14 protein-coding genes are annotated in these 13,842 nt (G+C 68.9%); 2 read left to right on the forward strand and 12 right to left on the reverse strand.

Annotation, left to right across the window (positions count from 1 at the left end; translation table 11 throughout):
- Positions 1–47: 47 nt before the first annotated feature.
- The 8 genes from secF to KOL93_RS06185 all read right to left on the reverse strand — a co-directional run bounded on the left by secF (position 48) and on the right by KOL93_RS06185 (position 7,397).
- A complete protein-coding gene (gene secF / locus KOL93_RS06150) occupies positions 48–1,040 on the reverse strand; it encodes a protein translocase subunit SecF (RefSeq protein ID WP_221584429.1) in 993 nt (330 codons plus the stop codon).
- The gene (gene secD / locus KOL93_RS06155) at positions 1,040–2,752 is read right to left on the reverse strand and encodes a protein translocase subunit SecD (RefSeq protein ID WP_221584430.1); all 1,713 of its coding nucleotides are present in this window, start codon (positions 2,750–2,752) and stop codon (positions 1,040–1,042) included. Before secD ends, secF begins: the two co-directional genes overlap by 1 nt.
- Before the next feature lie 68 nt (positions 2,753–2,820).
- Complete coding sequence (locus tag KOL93_RS06160; protein ID WP_221584431.1) at positions 2,821–3,231, reverse strand: preprotein translocase subunit YajC; 411 nt, start codon at positions 3,229–3,231, stop codon at positions 2,821–2,823.
- 94 nt (positions 3,232–3,325) lie between these two features.
- Entirely contained in the window at positions 3,326–4,357 is a 1,032-nt protein-coding gene (ruvB, locus tag KOL93_RS06165) for a Holliday junction branch migration DNA helicase RuvB (protein WP_221584432.1), read from the reverse strand.
- Entirely contained in the window at positions 4,350–4,967 is a 618-nt protein-coding gene (ruvA, locus tag KOL93_RS06170; protein WP_221584433.1) for a Holliday junction branch migration protein RuvA, read from the reverse strand. The genes ruvB and ruvA overlap by 8 nt, the downstream gene beginning before the upstream one ends.
- 9 nt (positions 4,968–4,976) lie before the next feature.
- Complete coding sequence (ruvC, locus tag KOL93_RS06175) at positions 4,977–5,561, reverse strand: crossover junction endodeoxyribonuclease RuvC (RefSeq protein ID WP_221584434.1); 585 nt, start codon at positions 5,559–5,561, stop codon at positions 4,977–4,979.
- Positions 5,562–5,625: 64 nt separating this feature from the next.
- Complete coding sequence (locus tag KOL93_RS06180) at positions 5,626–6,387, reverse strand: YebC/PmpR family DNA-binding transcriptional regulator (RefSeq protein ID WP_221584435.1); 762 nt, start codon at positions 6,385–6,387, stop codon at positions 5,626–5,628.
- Positions 6,388–6,503: 116 nt separating this feature from the next.
- Positions 6,504–7,397 (reverse strand): L,D-transpeptidase, encoded by an 894-nt coding sequence (locus KOL93_RS06185; RefSeq protein ID WP_221584436.1) that lies wholly within the window; start codon positions 7,395–7,397, stop codon positions 6,504–6,506.
- A 25-nt stretch (positions 7,398–7,422) separates the two neighbouring features.
- Between KOL93_RS06185 and pdxY the strand changes: the two genes are divergently transcribed.
- Complete coding sequence (gene pdxY, locus KOL93_RS06190) at positions 7,423–8,274, forward strand: pyridoxal kinase PdxY (RefSeq protein WP_221584437.1); 852 nt, start codon at positions 7,423–7,425, stop codon at positions 8,272–8,274.
- Between the two features lie 100 nt (positions 8,275–8,374).
- Here pdxY and pdxT read toward each other — a convergent pair whose 3' ends face one another.
- Together pdxT and pdxS are read right to left on the reverse strand one after the other, a co-directional pair.
- Entirely contained in the window at positions 8,375–8,968 is a 594-nt protein-coding gene (gene pdxT / locus KOL93_RS06195) for a pyridoxal 5'-phosphate synthase glutaminase subunit PdxT (protein ID WP_221584544.1), read from the reverse strand.
- A complete protein-coding gene (gene pdxS, locus KOL93_RS06200; protein ID WP_221584438.1) occupies positions 8,962–9,861 on the reverse strand; it encodes a pyridoxal 5'-phosphate synthase lyase subunit PdxS in 900 nt (299 codons plus the stop codon). Before pdxS ends, pdxT begins: the two co-directional genes overlap by 7 nt.
- Before the next feature lie 93 nt (positions 9,862–9,954).
- Between pdxS and KOL93_RS06205 the strand changes: the two genes are divergently transcribed.
- Entirely contained in the window at positions 9,955–11,280 is a 1,326-nt protein-coding gene (locus tag KOL93_RS06205; RefSeq protein ID WP_260405944.1) for an aminotransferase class I/II-fold pyridoxal phosphate-dependent enzyme, read from the forward strand.
- Positions 11,281–11,351: 71 nt separating this feature from the next.
- On the opposite strand, the gene KOL93_RS06210 is transcribed toward KOL93_RS06205, so the two are convergent.
- Together KOL93_RS06210 and thrS are read right to left on the reverse strand one after the other, a co-directional pair.
- Complete coding sequence (locus KOL93_RS06210) at positions 11,352–11,909, reverse strand: HIT family protein (protein WP_308291553.1); 558 nt, start codon at positions 11,907–11,909, stop codon at positions 11,352–11,354.
- Positions 11,906–13,837 carry a threonine--tRNA ligase gene (gene thrS / locus KOL93_RS06215; RefSeq protein ID WP_221584547.1) on the reverse strand — a complete coding sequence of 644 codons (1,932 nt, stop codon included), beginning with the start codon at positions 13,835–13,837 and terminating at the stop codon, positions 11,906–11,908. The genes KOL93_RS06210 and thrS overlap by 4 nt, the downstream gene beginning before the upstream one ends.
- Between the last annotated feature and the right edge of the window lie 5 nt (positions 13,838–13,842).

Consider the following 13,842-nt stretch of genomic DNA (forward strand, 5'->3'; position numbering starts at 1 on the left):
CCCTGTGCGAGCAGAGACCGCGATCATGGCGCTCATCCTATGCCCGCTCAGACGGACGCGGCGTCGGCTGCTGCCGCAGCACGCTGCTCGAGGATCCGCTCATCGCGCTGGCGCACCTGAGGTTCGCGCTCACGCAGATACGAGTAGAGCGGCGCGGCGACGAACAGCGTGGAGTACGTCGCGACGATGATGCCCACGAAGATCGACAGCGAGATGTCGCTGAGCGTCTCGGCACCCATTCCGAACACGCCGATGAAGAGGATCGCGGCGACGGGGAGTGCCGCGACCACCGACGTGTTGATGGAGCGGATGAGCGTCTGGTTGACGGCGAGGTTGACGGCCTCGCCGAAGGTGCGATCGGCGTGCTCCTCGCGTGTGTTCTCCCGGATCTTGTCGAACACGACGGTGGTGTCGTACAGGGAGTACGCGAGGATCGTGAGGAAGCCGATCACCGCCGACGGTGAGATCTGGAAGCCCGCGAGCGAGTAGATCCCGATCGTGACGATGAGGACGTCGACGAGTCCGATGATCGCGGCGACCGACATCTTCCAGGTGCGGAAGTAGATCGCCAGGATGAGGAAGGTGAGTGCGAGGAAGATCACGAGTCCGAGCAGCGACTGGTTCGTCACCTGCTGACCCCACGTCGGACCGATGAACGAATCTGTCACCTCGTCGGGCGAGACGCCGTACGCGTCGGCGAGTGCCGCAGCGACCTCACGCGAGACGTCGTTCTCGAGAGACGTGGTCTGCACGCGGATGTCGTCGCCGCCCACGACGGTGACGGTCGACTCCGCCTCGGGGGCGACATCGGCGACCGCATCTGTGGCGATCGCCTGATCCGTCGACGACGGGTTCGAGACGGTGAACTGGGATCCGCCCGTGAACTCGATCGAGAACTCGACCCCGCGCGCGAATGGAGCGATCGCCGAGATCACCACGAGCACGATCGCGATGATGAACCAGAGTCGACGGCGTCCCACGAAGGGAATGGACGTCTTGCCCGTGTAGAGATCGTTTCCGAGCTCGTTGATGGAGCGCATCAGTCGTCACCCTCTCCGCTCGTGGACTTCATATCGTCTGCGGTGCCGGCGCGCTGCTCGGCGAGCTTGCGCTCCGCGATCGTCTGCCGGCGCGCCGCCTCCCGCTGCGAGCGGGAGTTGCGCGGGGCCGTCGCAACCGGCTCGCGGAAGCGCGCGCGTCCGCGGTACACGGCGCCGAGCGACTCGGGGTCGAGCCCCGAGAGAGGGTGTCCTCCGCCGAAGAAGCGCGTGCGCACGAGGAGCTGCATGACGGGATGCGTGAACATCACGAAGATGAGCACGTCGAGCAGCGTCGTGAGGCCCAGCGTGAAGGCGAAGCCCTTCACGGTCGCGTCCGCGAGGACGTAGAGAACGACGGCCGCGAGCACGTTGATCGACTTCGCGATGTAGATCGTCCGCTTCGCGCGCGACCAGCCGTCCTCGACTGCCGCCGTCGCCGACTTTCCGGCACGGAGCTCGTCGCGGATGCGCTCGAAGTAGACGATGAACGAGTCGGCCGTGAACCCGATCGTCACGATCAGACCCGCGACGCCGGCGAGCGACAGGCGATAGTCGATGCGCCACGAGAGCAGGCACAGCAGGACATAGGTCAGCACCGCCATGACACCCAGCGACGCGATGATCACGAAGCCGAGCGAGCGATAGCTCACGAGCAGAACCCACAGCGCGACGAGCGCGAGGCCGATGAGACCGGCGATGAGGCCGATCTGCAGCTGCTGCGACCCGAGCGTCGCCGAGATCGTCTCGCTCGAGACGACCTCGAAGCTCATGGGCAGCGCGCCGAAGCGGAGCTGATCGGCGAGCACCTTCGCGGAGTCCTCGTTGATCCCCTGTCCGGAGATCTGCGGGGAGCCGTTCGTGATGACGGCGTTCATCGTCGGGGCGGAGATCACCTGCCCATCGAGAACGAACGCGAACTGATTCTGTGCGCCCTGCAGGTTGTACAGGCGCTGGCTGACGTCGCCGAAGACATCCGTGCCGTGCGAGTCGAAGGAAACCTGCACGGCCCACGCGCCCTGCTGCGTGAGCACGGCCTGGGCGTCGTCGATCGCGGATCCGTCGAGTTCGACCGGACCGAGGATGTACTTCGCGGTGCCGTTGGCGTCGCATGTGATGAGCGGCTCGTCGGCCGGGCTGTGCGCCGGGTCGTTGCTCTCATCGGCGCAGTCGTATGCGAGCAGCTCCGCCTGCAGCTTCGGCGTCACCCACGCGAGATCGCTCCCGTCGGTCGGCTCCGCCGTCGGCGTCGCTGCGAGAGACGGATCCGGCGTCGGATACGGCGTCTCCTCGTCGTCTTCGCCGACGAAGCTCGTCGCGGGATCCGTGGCGACGAGCACCGGACGCAGCTGCATCTGCGCGCTCGCCTCGATGCGGTCGCGCGTCTCCTGGTCGGCGTTGCCCGGGATCTGGACGACGATGTTCGACGACCCCTGCGTCGTCACCTGCGCTTCGGCGACGCCGGAGGCATCGACACGCTGACGGATGATCTCGACGGCCTGGTCCATCTGCTCGGCAGTGGGCACCTCGCCCCCTGTGTCGGCCTCCAGAACGATCTGGGTGCCGCCCTGAAGGTCGAGCGCGAGCTCAGGAACCCACGTGCCCTCCTTGAGGCCGTAGACGCCGAAGGCGTTCAGGCCGAACAGAACGGCCGTGAGCGCGAACAGGCCGATGAGAGCGCGCCAAGCACGGCGCGTGGGTGAGGGTGTCGCCACGGCTGAGGTCGCCTTCGTTGTCGTGGGTGGATGGGACCCGATGCGGCCGAGGGACGACCGCGAACGGCTCAGTCCTTCTTGGTGTCGTCCTCGTCGCGGCGAGTCTCCGCCGGCTCGTCGACGCCCTCGATCGCGATCTCGGGCTCCACGATCTCGTCGACGTCGTCCTCGACCTCGTCGTCTTCGTCGTAGACGTCTTCCTGCTCGGCCTCCGGGTCGAGCGTGACGGTCTGCGCGTGCACCTCGACCTCGACGCCGGGCGCGATCTGGATCACGGCGTGCTGCGTGAGGTCGTCGGCGTCGAACGAGACGAGCGTGCCGTAGAGGCCGGCGCGCGTCATGACGGCGGCACCCGGAACCAGGAGCTGCTGACGGCGCTGCTCCTCCGCCTGCATCTTCTTCCGGCGACGGCTCGAGCTCCAGAACATGAAGACGAGGAGAGCGCCCGCGATGACGAGAAGCAGGATGTTCGGATCCATAGTTCGGGTGGAGCCTTTCGTAGTGGGGGACGTCGCTCGACGATGAGGAGCCGCAACGAGACGAAACGCCGGATCTCCCGGCGCATCTCACCGATTATAGGTCATCGGCGGAGCCGAACTCCGCCGGATGAGGGATCCCGAGGTGCGCGTATGCCTCCGGGGTCGCGATGCGACCACGCGGCGTCCGTGCCATGAAGCCGATGCGCACGAGATACGGCTCGACGACGCTTTCGACGGTGTCGGCTTCTTCCCCCACCGAGACGGCGAGCGTCGAGAGCCCCACAGGGCCGCCGCGGAATCGACGCACGAGCGCATCGAGAACAGCGCGGTCCAGTCGGTCGAGGCCGATCGCGTCGACGTCGTAGAGATCCAGTGCGGCACGCACGCCGGAGAGAGTGACCGCTTCTCCTCCTCCGTGGACGAGAGTCCAGTCGCGCACACGGCGCAGCAGCCGGTTCGATATGCGGGGCGTCCCGCGCGAGCGGCGAGCGATCTCCGCGCGATGGTCCGGCTCGAGGCCGACCCCGAGAACCGACGACGACCGGGCGAGCACGTCCTCGAGCTCGTTCGCCTCGTAATACTCGAGGTGCGCGGTGAACCCGAAGCGGTCGCGCAGCGGATTCGGCAGCAGACCCGATCGTGTCGTCGCCCCGACGAGGGTGAACGGCGCGAGCTCGAGGGGGATGCTCGTCGCGCCCGCCCCCTTGCCCACCATGATGTCGATCCGGAAGTCCTCCATCGCGAGATAGAGCATCTCCTCGGCGGATCGGGCCATGCGATGGATCTCGTCGATGAAGAGCACCTCGCCCGGCGTGAGACTCGACAGGAGCGCCGCGAGATCGCCGGCGTGCTGAATCGCGGGGCCGCTCGACATGCGCAGCGGACGCCCGGCCTCGTGGGCGACGATCATCGCGAGCGTGGTCTTCCCGAGGCCGGGCGGCCCGGCGAGGAGAATGTGATCCGCCGAGCGGTCCTGGATCCGCGCCGCCTCCAGCAGGAGCTGGAGCTGGCCGCGCACCTTGTGCTGCCCGACGAACTCGTCGAGGCTCTGCGGGCGCAGCGCGCCCTCAACGGCGAGCTCCGCGTCACCCTGCGGCTCGGCCGAGATGACGTCCTCGTCAGCCACGGGCGCCTCCCGGCTGCGCGGGTCCGAGCGCGGCGAGGGTCAGGCGCAGAAGCGCCTGCACGGAGTCGCGGTCCGAGGCCGAGGCTGTCTCGGACACACGGGCGACCGTGTCAGAGGCCACGCGATCGGGCCAACCGAGACCCGCCAGCGCCTGCACAACCTGGTCCACGACGAGCGCAGGCGCTGTCTGCGCCGTGGGAGCCGCAGCGGGCGCGTCGAGCTTGCCCTGCAGCTGCAGGGCGATGAGCTTCGCGGTCTTCGGGCCGATACCGGAGACCTTGCGGAACGGCTTGTCGTCCTCTTCCTGCACGGCGGCGGCGATCTGATCGATCGTGAGACTCGACAGCACCCCGAGTGCCGATTTCGGACCCACCCCGCTCACGCCGAGCAGCGTGCCGAAGACGTCGAGCTCCTCGCGCGAGGCGAAGCCGAACAGGTTCATCGCATCCTCGCGGACGACGAGATGCGTGTGCAGGAACACCGGCTCGCCCTCCCGCGCGGTGCGCGCGACGTCGGTCGGCACCGCGACGGTGAACCCGACGCCGGTCACCTCCACGATCACCTGGTCGGATCCGGCATGCAGGACGGTGCCGCGAAGGGACGAGATCATCCCCACAGGCTATCGAGCTGTTCGGACATATGTTCGAGCGACACGCGACCGCTTCTCCGCCGCAGCCCACGCCCGCTGGGCGGGCGTCGACATGTCCGAGCCGGGCGCCGCGGACGCCGGCCCCGAGCGCCAGGCATGACACAGCGCGATCGCGAGTGCATCGGCCGCATCGGCCGGCTTCGGCGCACTCGGCAGACCCAGCACGCGCGCCACCATGTGCTGCACCTGCAGCTTGTCTGCGGATCCGTACCCGGTGATCGCCGCCTTCACCTCGCTCGGGGTGTGCGTCGCCGTCGGGATCCCGCGCTCCGCCGCAAGCATCAGGGCGACGCCGGACGCCTGGGCTGTGCCCATGACCGATGCGACGTTGTGCTGCGCGAAGACCCGTTCGACGGCCGCCACCTCGGGCTCGTGCACGTCGAGCACATCTCGGATCCCCCGTGCGATGATCGCGAGCCGGTCTCCGACCGAGGCGTCGACGGGCGAGCGCACGACGTCGACGTGCACCAGTCGGGCCGTGCGGTCCGCGGCGACGTCGACGACTCCGATGCCGCACCGGGTGAGGCCGGGGTCGATGCCGAGAACACGCGTCATGCCTACAAACGTAGACGCCCCGCGAGCGCCGTTCGGCACCCGCGGGGCGTTTTCCGCAGACGGATCAGTCCTCGTCTTCTTCGAGCTCGGCCTGCACCTCGTCGGTGATGTCGATGTTGGTGAAGACGTTCTGCACGTCATCGCTGTCGTCGAGCGCGTCGATGAGCTTGAACACCTTGCGCGCGGTGTCGGCATCCGCCGGGACCTTGACGTTCGCGACGAACTCGGCATCCGCGGAGTCGTACTCGATGCCCGCGTCGACGAGTGCGGTGCGGACCGCCACCATGTCGCTCGCCTCGGTGATGACCTCGAACCCCTGCGGATGCGGCTCGATCTCCTGAGCACCGGCCTCGAGCGCCGCCATCATGACGTCGTCCTCGGTCGTGTTCTCACCGGGGACGACGATGACCCCCTTGCGCTCGAAATTGAACGAGACGCTGCCGGGGTCGGCCATGGTGCCGCCGTTGCGGGTGACGATCGTGCGCACCTCTGCCGCGGCACGGTTCTTGTTGTCCGTGAGGCACTCGATGAGCAGCGCCGTTCCGCCCTGGCCGTAGGCCTCGTACATGATCGTCGTGTACTCGACGGCTTCGCCGCCGATGCCCGCGCCGCGCTTGATGGCGCGCTCGATGTTGTCCTTCGGGACCGAGGTCTTCTTCGCCTTGAGGACGGCATCGAAAAGCGTCGGGTTGCCCGACTCGTCGGGGCCGCCGAGTCGCGCCGCGACCTCGATGTTCTTGATCAGCTTCGCCCACGACTTCGCGCGCTTCGCGTCGATCGCGGCCTTCTTGTGCTTGGTCGTCGCCCACTTGGAATGACCGGACATAGAACTCCTTGAATGCGTCTGCGGCCCGGACAGAACAGCGCACCGATGCGCGGCGGTGCGCCGGAGGGCCTCGTTCCATCCTACGCAGATGCGACACGTCCCCTCGGGCCGGGCCCCTAGACGATATGGACCGGCGTGCCCTCCGGCAGCTGGTACAGCCGCTCCGCGACGTCGGCGTCGACGCGGATGCACCCGTTCGAGATCGCCCCCGTGCGCACATCGTGGTAATGGAACGCCGTCACGGCCACGGTCTGGCCCGAGAAGCCCGGAAGCGTCGGCGACTGCACCGAGAGGTAGATCATGGGATGACCCCTCGTATAGGGAAACGACACCTCTTCCTCCTGCAGCATCACGAAGGAGCGGCCGACGGGCGTCGGAGTCGCGTCGGCGCCCCAAGCGAAATCCGTGGCGATCGTCTCGCGTGTCTCGTCGTCGCCCTCCGCCGTGACGATGTCAATCGTGCGCGCGTCGAGGTCGACCTCGACGCGCTGCGCGTTATCGGTCAAGCCGACGTCCGCCGTGCGCATCCAGCCCGAGAGCTGGCTCGGATCCCCATCTCCCGCACGCGCCTGGCGCCCGACCAGCAGCACCTTCACCCAGTGGTCGTGCTTCTCGATAACGGGAACGGAGGTGCCGTGATAGGTCTCCTCGCGGTGCATCCACGCCACGGGATCGCCCGCCGGGTCGGCGTAGACGGGCGCGCCGCCGTCCGCGGGCCGCGCCGTGATGCCGAGCGTCCGCTCCTGGGGAGCATCGTCGACGGGCAGCTCGCCGATCACCGCGTGCACGTTGACGGCGGGAAGGTCTCCCACGGTGTGCTCACGCCCGTCGGGCGGCGGGCCGGCGGGGGTCGGAGAGGCGGTCGGAGACGGCGTCGCAGTTCCGCTCGGCGACGGGGTGGGATCCGCCGACGGATCGCCGGTCGACCAGAGCGATGCGGCGAGGATCGCGCCGACGGCCACGACCGCGAGCACGGCGACCACCGCGATGACCCCGCCGCGCTTCCCCATGGATCCATGGTGGCATGATCGAGGGATGCAGATCCTCTCGATTCAGTCCGCCGTGGCATACGGGCACGCGGGGAATTCCGCGGCCGTGTTCCCGATGCAGCGCATCGGCGTCGAGGTGCTCCCCGTGTACACCGTCGCCTTCTCCAACCACACCGGCTACGGCGCATGGCGCGGTCCGGTGATGGACCCGGCCGACGTCGCCGACGTCATCACCGGCGTCGAGGAGCGCGGCGCGTTCGGTTCGCTCGACGCCGTGCTGAGCGGCTACCAGGGATCCGAGGGTATCGCGGACGTCATCATCGACGCCGTCGCTCGCGTGAAGTCCCAGAACCCGGACGCGCTCTACGCCTGCGATCCCGTCATGGGCAACGCGAAGTCGGGCTGCTTCGTGGCCCCGGCGATCCCCGACCTGCTGCGCGACAAGGTCGTTCCGGCTGCCGACATCATCACGCCGAATCAGTTCGAGCTCGGATTCCTCACCGGCACATCGCCCGACACCGTGGAGTCGACTCTCGCGTCAGCCGACGCTGCCCGCGCGATGGGGCCGCGCACAGTGCTGGTCACGAGCGTCGAGCGCCCAGATCGCCCCAACGGCACGATCGAGATGATGGCGGTCGACGACGCCGGCGCCTGGATCGTGCAGACACCGTACCTCCCGATGAAGGCGAACGGATCCGGAGACGTCACGGCGGCTCTGTTCACCTCGCACTATGCGCGCACGGGAGATGCGGCCGACTCCCTCGCGCGCACGGCGTCGAGCGTGTTCGGCCTGCTCGAGCAGACGCACGCCGCGGGCACGAAGGAGCTGCAGCTCGTCGAGGCGCAGGAGCACTACGCGAATCCCCGCATGGAGTTCGCCCCGCGCCGGCTGCGCTGACCTCGCGACCGGACGTCAGGCGGATCGCCCGATCCACGAACCCTTCCGACCGTGGGCGTCCGAGGACCGGGCGATTTTCGGTGGGGTCCTCCCGGGCGGGTCAGGCGACCGCGCGCACCGCGGCGAGGAATCGCGCATGGAAGCGCCGCTCCCCCGTCTGCTCGGGATGGAAGGCCGTCGCGAGCACGGCTCCCTGCTCGGCCGCCACGGCGCGTCCGTCGGCGACGCGGGCGAGCACGGTCGCGGCCGGTCCGACCTCCTCGATCGCGGGCGCGCGGATGAAAGCCGCCCGCACAGACGGCGCCCCCAGCGCCGGCACGTCGATCTCGGTCTCGAACGACTCGCTCTGGCGACCGAAGGCGTTGCGCCGCACCGTGACATCGAGCCCGCCGAATGTGCGCTGCCCGGCGATCCCATCGACGATGCGGTCAGCGAGCAGGATCATGCCCGCGCACGTCCCGTAGACGGGCAGCCCCGCCCGGATCCGCCCGACGAGCGGATCGCGCAGTTCGAACGCCCGCGCGAGCTTGTCGATCGTCGACGATTCCCCGCCCGGCAGCACGAGCCCGTCGACCTGGTCGAGCTCCTCCGGCCGGCGCACGCGGGTGGTGCGCGCGCCGAGATCGGAGAGGACGCGCTCGTGCTCGCGCACGTCGCCTTGGAGGGCGAGGATCCCGACGCGCGGCGTCACCAGCCGCGCTCGGCGAGACGATGCGGCGCGGGCACGTCGGCGACGCTGATGCCGACCATCGCCTCGCCGAGTCCGCGCGAGACATCTGCGACGACAGCCGGGTCGTCGTGGAAGGTGGTCGCCTGGACGATCGCCTTCGCGCGACCGGCGGGATCACCCGATTTGAAGATGCCCGAGCCGACGAACACGCCGTCCGCACCGAGCTGCATCATCATCGCCGCGTCTGCGGGGGTCGCGACGCCGCCTGCCGTGAACAGCACGACGGGGAGCTCCCCCGTGCGCGCGACCTCGGCGACGAGCTCGTACGGCGCCTGCAGCTCCTTGGCGACGACGTAGAGCTCGTCGTCGCTCTTCGAGGACAGCTGGCGGAGCTCGCCCGTGATCTGACGGATGTGCCGGGTCGCCTCCGAGACGTCTCCCGTGCCGGCCTCGCCCTTCGAGCGGATCATCGCGGCACCCTCGGTGATGCGCCGCAGCGCCTCGCCCAGATTCGTCGCGCCGCAGACGAACGGCACCGTGAACGGCCACTTGTCGATGTGATTCACGTAGTCCGCCGGCGAGAGCACCTCGGACTCGTCGATGTAGTCGACTCCGAGCTCCTGCAGCACACGAGCTTCGACGAAGTGTCCGATGCGCGCCTTCGCCATCACGGGGATCTCGACGGCGTCGATGATGCCGTCGATGAGATCCGGGTCGCTCATGCGGGCCACACCGCCCTGGGCGCGGATGTCGGCGGGCACGCGTTCGAGCGCCATGACGGCGACGGCGCCGGCATCCTCCGCGATCCGCGCCTGCTCGGCCGTGACGACGTCCATGATGACGCCGCCCTTCAGCATCTCCGCGAATCCGCGCTTCACGCGCCCCGTGCCGATCTGCGTCTCGGGTGCTGTGCTCATGGGCTCTCCTGCCCTCGGCGGGACGGACCCGCATGGTTGACGGTTTGATCTAGGCCAAAAGCATAGAACGATCAGACAATATACTCAGCTCTGATGACACACGACGACATGACGTTCGGCATCCAGGGCGCGACCGCGGCTGAGATCGCCGGCAGCGTGCGGGCCCTGATCGAGCGCGGCGCGCTCGCACAGGGATCCTCCCTGCCGCCGGTGCGCGCCCTCGCCGACGCGCTCGGCGTCAACCGCAACACGGCAGTGGCGGCGTACCGCTCTCTATCGCTCGCGGGACTCGTGAGTTCGCATGGTCGCGCGGGCACCCGCGTCGCCGGCGCCCCCGCGACGCCGCAGGAGGGGCTCGACCCGGCGAGTGCGCTGCGCGACGTCGCCGCGGGGAATCCCGATCCCACCTTCATCCCCGACGTGTCGCGCGCGCTCGCCGCGCTCGCCAGTCGCCCCGTTCTCTACGGCGAGTCCGTCATCGATCCCGAACTCGCCCGATGGGCCGAGGAATGGGTTCGCCCGGACGTGCCGTCGCGTCCGACGCTGACGATCACGAACGGGGCGTTCGACGCGGTCGAGCGTCTCCTCGCGCAGGCGCTCACGCGCGACGACGCCGTCGCGATCGAGGATCCCGGCTTCCTCGCGACCATCCGCACGGTCCGGCTCGCGGGATACCGACCGGTCCCGATCGCGGTCGATGCGGAGGGCCCGACGGTCGGGAGCGTCCGGGCCGCCCTCGACGAGGGGGTGCGCGCGATCGTCGTCACGCCGCGCGCGCAGAATCCGACCGGCGCGAGCCTGTCCGGTCGCCGTGCGGCCGCACTTCGGACGCTGCTCGCGGATCACCCCTACGTGCTCGTGATCTCCGACGACCACTTCTCGCTGCTTTCCCACCGCCCGCATCGCGCGATCGTCGGCCCCGGCCACCGTCGCTGGGCGCTCGTGCGCTCGGTGTCGAAGTTCCTCGGCCCGGATATGTCGCTGGCCGTCGTCGCGTCAGATCCGCGCACGGCGGAGCGCCTCGCGCTGCGGCTCAGCCCCGGCACCACGTGGGTGAGTCACCTGCTGCAGCGTCTCGCTCACGCCCAGCTCGCGGATCCGGACGCCCGGGCGCGCATCGCCGCCGCCTCCGACCACTATGCGGAGCGGGCCACGGCGCAGCGCGATCGCCTGGCCGCGCGCGGGATCGCGGCAGCAGACGGCGAAGGGCTCACCCTGTGGGTGGACGCGGGCAAGCCCGCGCGCGGCGTCGTGGAGCAGCTGATGCGTCGCGGCTGGCTCGCACGCGCGGGAGACGAGTTCCAGGTCTCGCCCGACTCCCCATCGACGCATCTGCGGATCACGGCGCACCATCTCGACGACGACGCACAGGAGCGCCTCGCAGCAGACCTCGCCGCGGCGATCGAGGCGGCGAGCTGAGGCAGCCCCGCACGTTCGCCGCAGATGCCGGATCCGTCGCGGTCGCACGACGGTGAACGGCGTGCGGACTGCTAAGCGGGCCAGGCGTCGGCGATGGCCTGACGCACCTCGCCGAGCAGCTGCGGAAGCGCTTTCGTCCTGCCGATGATCGGGAAGAAGTTCGCGTCGCTCGCCCAGCGCGGCACGATGTGCTGGTGCAGGTGCTCTTCGACGCCGGCCCCCGCGACCTGGCCCTGATTCATGCCGATGTTGAAGCCATCGCAACGGGATGTGGTCCGCAGGACCCCCATCGCGACCTTCGTGAGGTGCGCGATCTCGGCCGTCTCCGCGACCGTCGCCTCGTCGTAGTGGCCGACGTGCCGGTAGGGGCACACGAGCAGGTGGCCGGAGTTGTATGGGAACAGGTTCAGCAGCACGAAGGCGTGCTCGCCGCGATGCACGATGAGTCCGTCCTCATCGGACTTGTCGGGCGCCGCGCAGAACGGACACCCCGTGCCGCGGTTCACGTCGGCGCCCGCCGTGATGTACGCCATGCGATGCGGCGTCCAGAGGCGCTGGAACGCGTCGGGGACTCCCCCGAGTGCGCTCTCCGGCTCGAGCTGCGAGAACTCGTCGCGGGGATCCGTCACGCAGCGTCCTCGTCCGTCATCACGAGCTTCTTCTCTCCCACGAGGCGGGCGACGAGCGCGATCGCCTCATCGATCGGCACGCCGTTGCGCTGCGTGCCGTCGCGGAAGCGGAACGAGACGGTGCCCGCCGAGCGGTCCTGCTCGCCGGCGATGAGGATCAGCGGCACCTTGCTCGTCGTGTGCGTGCGGATCTTCTTCTGCATGCGGTCGTCGGACGCATCGAGCTCGGCGCGGATGCCGGCGCGCCGAAGCTGATCGACCACGTCGCCGAGGTAGTCGGCGTAGTCGCCCGCCACGGGAACGCCCATGACCTGCACGGGAGCGAGCCACACCGGGAAATCGCCCGCGTAGTGCTCGAGGAGAATCGCGAAGAAGCGCTCGATGGACCCGAACAGCGCGCGGTGGATCATGATCGGGCGCTGCTTGGTTCCGTCGGCGGCCGCATACTCGAGGTCGAAACGCTCGGGCAGGTTCGGATCCACCTGCACGGTCGACAGCTGCCACACGCGCCCGAGCGCGTCGCGCGTCTTCAGGTCGATCTTGGGGCCGTAGAACGCCGCCTCGCCGGGCACCTCGGTGAGCTTCAGCCCGCTCGCGACCGCGACGTTGCGCAGCGCATTCGTCGAATCGGCCCAGAACTCGTCGCTGCCGATCCACTTCGACTTCTCGTCGTCGCGCATCGACAGCTCGAGTTCGAAGTCGTCGAGGCCGAAGTCGCGGAGCATCGAGATGATGAACTCGAGAACCTTCGTCACCTCGCCCTCGAGCTGGTCGGGGGTGACGAACAGGTGGGAGTCGTCCTGCGTGAAGCCGCGCACGCGTGTGAGCCCGTGCAGCGCCCCCGAGAGCTCGTTGCGGTAGACGGTGCCGTTCTCGGCGAACCGCAGCGGCAGGTCGCGGTAGCTGCGTGCACGCTCCTTGTAGATGAGAATGTGCATGGGGCAGTTCATGGGCTTGAGGAAGTAGTCAGAGCCCTGCTTCGTGATGGCGCCGTCGTCGTCGCGCTCCTCGTCCATGTGGATGGCGGGCCACATGCTGTCACCGTAGGTGGACAGATGGCCGGACGCCTGGAAGAGATCGCTCTTCGAGATGTGCGGCGTGTACACGTAGGTGTATCCGCCCTCGATGTGGCGGCGACGAGCGTGCTGCTCCATCTCGCCGCGCACCACGCCGCCCTTGGGGTGCCACACCGACAGCCCCGACCCGATCTCCTCCGGGAACGAGAAGAGGTCGAGCTCACGACCCAGCTTGCGGTGGTCGCGGCGCGCCGCCTCGGCGAGGCGATCCTGGTAGGACCTGAGCTCGTCCTTCGTGGGCCACGCCGTGCCGTAGATGCGCTGGAGCTGAGGGTTCTTCTCGTCGCCGCGCCAGTAGGCGCCCGCCAGGCGGACGATGTCCCACCCGTTGCCGATGAGCTTCGTGTTCGGGAGGTGCGGCCCACGACAGAGGTCCTTCCAGATGACCTCGCCCGTCTTCGGGTCGACGTTGTCGTAGATCGTCAGCTCGCCCGCACCCACCTCGACGCTCGCGCCCTCGGCGGCTTCTTTCGACCCGCCCTTGAGGCCGATGAGCTCGAGCTTGAACGGCTCGTCGGCCAGCTCGGAGCGCGCCTCGTCGTCGGTGACAGCCCGGCGAACGAAGCGCTGACCCGCCTTGACGATGCGCTGCATCTCCTTCTTGATCGCCTTGAGGTCGTCGGGCGTGAAGGGCTCTGCAACCTCGAAGTCGTAGTAGAAGCCGTCGGTGATCGGCGGCCCGATCCCGAGATTCGCCTGCGGGGTGATCGACTGAACCGCCTGCGCGAGGACGTGCGCCGCGGAATGGCGGAGGATCGCGAGGCCCTCCTCGCTGTCGATCGTGACCGGCTCGACCGTCTGGATGTCCGTGACCTCCGCTGCGAGGTCGGTCAGCTCTCCGTCGACGCGCATGGCGA

This window comes from Microbacterium salitolerans (assembly GCF_019720895.1).
GTDB lineage: Bacteria > Actinomycetota > Actinomycetes > Actinomycetales > Microbacteriaceae > Microbacterium.

What these genes read in the sequence shown, in the direction of transcription:
- secF (WP_221584429.1), bottom strand. Translation starts at nt 1,040, where the DNA reads ATGCGCTCCATCAACGAGCTCGGAAACGATCTCTACACGGGCAAGACG.
- KOL93_RS06160 (WP_221584431.1), bottom strand. Translation starts at nt 3,231, where the DNA reads ATGGATCCGAACATCCTGCTTCTCGTCATCGCGGGCGCTCTCCTCGTC.
- ruvA (WP_221584433.1), bottom strand. Translation starts at nt 4,967, where the DNA reads ATGATCTCGTCCCTTCGCGGCACCGTCCTGCATGCCGGATCCGACCAG.
- ruvC (WP_221584434.1), bottom strand. Translation starts at nt 5,561, where the DNA reads ATGACGCGTGTTCTCGGCATCGACCCCGGCCTCACCCGGTGCGGCATC.
- KOL93_RS06180 (WP_221584435.1), bottom strand. Translation starts at nt 6,387, where the DNA reads ATGTCCGGTCATTCCAAGTGGGCGACGACCAAGCACAAGAAGGCCGCG.
- KOL93_RS06185 (WP_221584436.1), bottom strand. Translation starts at nt 7,397, where the DNA reads ATGGGGAAGCGCGGCGGGGTCATCGCGGTGGTCGCCGTGCTCGCGGTC.
- pdxY (WP_221584437.1), top strand. Translation starts at nt 7,423, where the DNA reads ATGCAGATCCTCTCGATTCAGTCCGCCGTGGCATACGGGCACGCGGGG.
- pdxS (WP_221584438.1), bottom strand. Translation starts at nt 9,861, where the DNA reads ATGAGCACAGCACCCGAGACGCAGATCGGCACGGGGCGCGTGAAGCGC.
- KOL93_RS06205 (WP_260405944.1), top strand. Translation starts at nt 9,955, where the DNA reads ATGACACACGACGACATGACGTTCGGCATCCAGGGCGCGACCGCGGCT.
- thrS (WP_221584547.1), bottom strand. Translation starts at nt 13,837, where the DNA reads ATGCGCGTCGACGGAGAGCTGACCGACCTCGCAGCGGAGGTCACGGAC.